The following is a 4,039-nucleotide window of genomic DNA, read 5'->3' as shown; positions in this document are numbered from 1 at the left end:
GACAACGTCACAGCCTTGGATTACTTCTTCTGCCCTAACACCTTCGATTGCGCGCTGGCGCACGGGATTCGCGCCGTGCCCTTCGACTGGGACGACGACGGCAATGTGGACATGATCGACTTCGAAGCCTTCGCCGCCGTCATGACCGGGCCCGGCAACTGCTGCCCGACGACCAACTCCTGGATCTTCGACAATGACAGCGACCAGGATGTGGATCTCGGGGATTTTGCCGCCTTCCAGCGCGGCTTCACCGGACCGTGACGCCGGCATCGGGCGGATGAAGCCGCGGCAGAGCTCCCGTTACTTCATTCGGCCGGTCTTTTCATTCCATGACTTCGGGGGCTAGCCCGCATATTTCATCAGAGCGAGGTTGATCGGCGAGAGAAAGGCGTGGTGGGGTTGCGCGTGCACTTTGGCGCGCCAATCGGTCAGGCGGCGCGAAGTTCCCCCTTACCCCCACCGGGGGTCGAGTTGTGGCGGGGTTAACTGAGGGCGGGTGGGAGGAGATATGGGGCGTGGAGCCGCGCGAGCACGCGGGCGAACACGTCCGCGAGCGGGTAGGCCGAGGAGAGATGTAGGACGATGCGGCGCACGCTGGTCACCACGCGGGCGGCGATTTTGAGAAGCTTGAGCCGAATCGTCCCGGCTTGAGCCTGTTCCAGCTCGGTGTCCGGCAGGGCCGTACGCCGCAGGGTCTCCATCAGCACGTAGGCCGCCGCGGAGAGCAATACGCGGAACTGGTTGGCCAGGAAGGCATGGCAACTAGTGCGATCGGCGAACAGCGCCAGCTGCTGTTCCTTGATGCGGTTCTCCATGTCGCCGCGGGCCACGTACAACTCGTCGTAGATGCGGGCCGGACCGAGCCGGAGCAGATTCGTCACCACGAAGCGGGCGTTGGGGCCCTCGGGCAGGTGTTCGGCCTTGACGATCACGCGGCGCTGGTGGTCCCAGGTCTTGGCGGCGTAACGGACCTCGTGGAAATTCCGCACCTTCCGGGAAGTGGCCTCAAATTGTGTCTTCGCCGCGGCCATGAAGGGCGCGGCCTGCCGTTCCAGGACTTGGTTGCGGGCCAGGCCCAGAACGTAAAACACGTGGTTTTGCTCGCACCAGCGCATCAGCTTCCAGCGGCAGAAGCCGGAGTCGCCGCGCAGGATGATCCGCACTTTGGGCCAGGCCTGACGCAGTCGCCGGACCAGCAGCTTGAGGATGGGGCGGGTATGCCGGCTGGCGTCGATGTTGCTGGGCCGCAGGTAGGCGACCAGCAGACGCGAACCACAGACGACCTACAGCGGCAGGAAGCAGTAGTGGTCGTAGTAGCCGTGGAAGAAGCGGGCTTCCTGCGTGCCGTGGACCGGGTCGTCGGTAGCGTCGAAGTCGAGCGTCAGTTCTTCCGGCGGCGTGTCGAACGAGGCGATGAATCGCTCGACCAGCACGCCGGCCAGGCGGGCCAGGCTGGCGCGGGTCACGCGATTCTCGAGCCGGCAGAGCGTCGGGGGGCTGGCCAGGGGCTGCTGGGGGTCGGGGCGTTGATCGGCCAGAATCGCGAACCGCGGATCCTGCCGCAGGGTGGTGTGGTCGTTGAGGTCCTCATAGCCCAGCGCCAGGCCGTAGATGCGTTGGGCCAGCATCGTCCGCAGCTCGTGGGTAATGCGGCTCGGATCGCGAGGGTCGGTCAGACAACCGGCCAGCGCGTCGATCAGGCCGCAACGGCGATCGACCTCGCGCAGCAGAAGGCCGCCGGCGTCCGAGGTGAGCGTACCGCCGGCAAAATCGGCCTGAACTTGCTGACGTCCCAGGCTGGAAAACAGGAGCCCCTGCCGGTTACACTCTGTCACGAATGGCCTCCTTACCTTGCACCAGGCAATCTTCAGCGAATGCCCAGTTTACAAGGCCCGGAGGCCATCGCTTTGTCCAGCCAGGCTCGCGCTCGTGAAATATCCGGGCTAAGATAACGAGCGCCGGTATCGACAGACGATATCGGCGGACATAGCCATGAACCGATCAACCAACCTCCGCACACGAGGAGCTTCAACATGGCGCACGAATACGATGGAGATCGGCGAACCTTCCTGAAGAGTGCCGCGATGGCTTCCGGCGGACTGTTGCTGACGGGCTTCGCCGGACCGAGTCTGGCTGGTCCATCCTCACAGGCGAGTCAGGCCGCCAAGAAGGAGGGAAACGCCGATGAAGTCTCACCGGCCGAGGACCTGATGCGCGAGCACGGGGTTCTGAATCGTGTTCTGCTCATCTACGACGAGGCGATGCGACGGATCGAGGCCGGGGCCGAGCTGTCGCCCGAGCCACTGGCCAAGGCGGCGGACCTGATCCGCCGGTTTGTCGAGGACTACCACGAGAAGCTCGAAGAGGAGCACCTGTTTCCGCGCTTCCGCAAAGCTAACCGGCTGGTCGAGCTAGTGGACGTGCTGGTCAAGCAGCACGAAGCCGGGCGCCATCTGACGGACCAGATCAAGCAGGCGGCAAACGCGGCGGCGCTGAAGAAACCCGAGGAGCGCCGCAAGCTCGCGGATTCGCTGCGGGCGTTCAACCGCATGTACCGTCCGCACGAGGCGCGTGAGGACACGATCCTGTTTCCAGCGTTTCGCACGATCGTCCCGCCGGGCGAATACGACGCGCTGGGCGAGGAGTTTGAAAACAAAGAGCACGCTCTGTTTGGTGCCGACGGGTTCGAGAAGGCCGTGGATGAAGTGGCCACGATCGAAAAGTCGCTCGGTATCTATGAGTTGGGCCAGTTCACGCCACAGGCATAGGAGCGGGGCATGACGCTTGCAAACCAGCTACTGCAAACGCACGCGGCCCGGGCGACGATTCTGATCCGTATTCTGGTTGGTGGCGTGTTTCTGACTGAGGGTATTCAAAAGTTCCTGCTTCCCGCCGCGCTGGGAGCGGGCCGGTTCGCGGGAATCGGTATTCCGGCACCGCAAGTCATGGCGCCCTTCGTGGGAGTTGTCGAAATAGTGTGTGGCTCGCTGCTCCTGCTCGGGCTCGGGACGCGCGTCGCGGCGATTCCGCTCCTGATCAACATTTCGGTGGCGATCTTGTCGACCAAGATTCCCATCCTCCTGGGGCATGACTTCGGGACGTTCACGCTGCCGAAGTTGGCGCGATACGGATTCTGGAGCGCGCTACACGAGGGGCGCACCGATCTCTCCATGCTGCTCGGACTGATCTTCCTCCTCATCGTCGGCGGCGGGGCAGCCTCCTTGGACACGCTGTTGACCCGAACTCGGTCTCCAAGAGCTGGAGTCGACGCTTCCGCCTGAGGGCGCGCTGCCCGCGTCCAGCCGGCGCGGTGAACTCCAGCGACTGGCCGTTTTGTTTCTGCGCCTCGGTCCAACCGTCTTCGGCGGCCCCCGCCGCCGACATCGCGCTGACGGAGGGCGAGACTGCATTCCGGCGGCGGTGCGCAGAGCCTTACCGAGAGAGACCGATGCTGCTCAGGTTAGTGTCGCTCGGAACAGCATCCTTGCACGTGTGCCGCCGGATCGCCTCGATCAACTTATTTCGGTCAATCGGCTTGGTGGCGTAGCTGTCACAGCCGGTGTCTAAGCACTTCTGCCGGTCGCCTTCCATGGCATGTGCGGTGAGGGCGATGATCGGGCCGGGGTATCCCACCTGGCGGAGTCGGCCCGTGGCTTCGTAGCCGTCCATCACGGGCATCTGCATATCCATCAGGATGACATCGAACGGATGCCCTTGGTCGCGGGCCGTCAGCGCGGCCTCGACAGCGAGCTGGCCATTCTCGACGACCGAGACCGCCGCTCCGGCTTTCGTCAGGATGAAGGCGATGAGACGCTGGTTGTCCGGACCATCCTCGGCCAGGAGGATGCGGCGGCCGTGCAGGGCTACCTCGTCGGCTCCCATCGCAGGCTCGGTCTTGTCCGGCGCAAGCACGGTGGCGGTACGGGGGTCTTCGATCATCTTGACATCGTTGAGCGGCCCGGTCCGTACGGTGACGCGCATGCGCGTGCCCGCACCCGGGCGCGTTTCCACCACGGTGATTGCTCCGCCGAGCAATTGG

General features: G+C 64.3%; 4 protein-coding genes and 1 pseudogene. 3 read left to right on the top strand and 2 right to left on the bottom strand.

Annotated elements, in window-relative coordinates; genetic code table 11:
• On the top strand, positions 1 to 261 hold a 261-nt coding region (locus QZY44_RS00615), incomplete at its 5' end, for a hypothetical protein (protein ID WP_295440756.1).
• A 221-nt stretch (positions 262 to 482) separates the two neighbouring features.
• Here the strand turns inward: QZY44_RS00615 and QZY44_RS00610 are convergent.
• Positions 483 to 1,835, bottom strand: a pseudogene (locus tag QZY44_RS00610) (IS1380 family transposase).
• Between the two features lie 198 nt (positions 1,836 to 2,033).
• Here QZY44_RS00610 and QZY44_RS00605 point away from each other — a divergent pair.
• Positions 2,034 to 2,768: a hemerythrin domain-containing protein gene (locus QZY44_RS00605; RefSeq protein ID WP_295440753.1), complete on the top strand. Its 735-nt coding sequence runs from the start codon at positions 2,034 to 2,036 to the stop codon at positions 2,766 to 2,768.
• Between the two features lie 9 nt (positions 2,769 to 2,777).
• Positions 2,778 to 3,281 carry a DoxX family protein gene (locus QZY44_RS00600; protein ID WP_295440750.1) on the top strand — a complete coding sequence of 168 codons (504 nt, stop codon included), beginning with the start codon at positions 2,778 to 2,780 and terminating at the stop codon, positions 3,279 to 3,281.
• A 151-nt stretch (positions 3,282 to 3,432) separates the two neighbouring features.
• Here the strand turns inward: QZY44_RS00600 and QZY44_RS00595 are convergent.
• A partial coding sequence (locus tag QZY44_RS00595) for a response regulator (RefSeq protein ID WP_295440747.1) occupies positions 3,433 to 4,039 on the bottom strand: 607 nt, incomplete at its 5' end.

Origin of the sequence: uncultured Thiodictyon sp. (assembly GCA_903837595.1) — a bacterium.
Taxonomy (GTDB): domain Bacteria; phylum Pseudomonadota; class Gammaproteobacteria; order Chromatiales; family Chromatiaceae; genus Thiodictyon.
The sequence above is the reverse complement of the archived record's forward strand: the minus strand, read 5'-3'. Positions and strand labels throughout refer to the sequence as shown.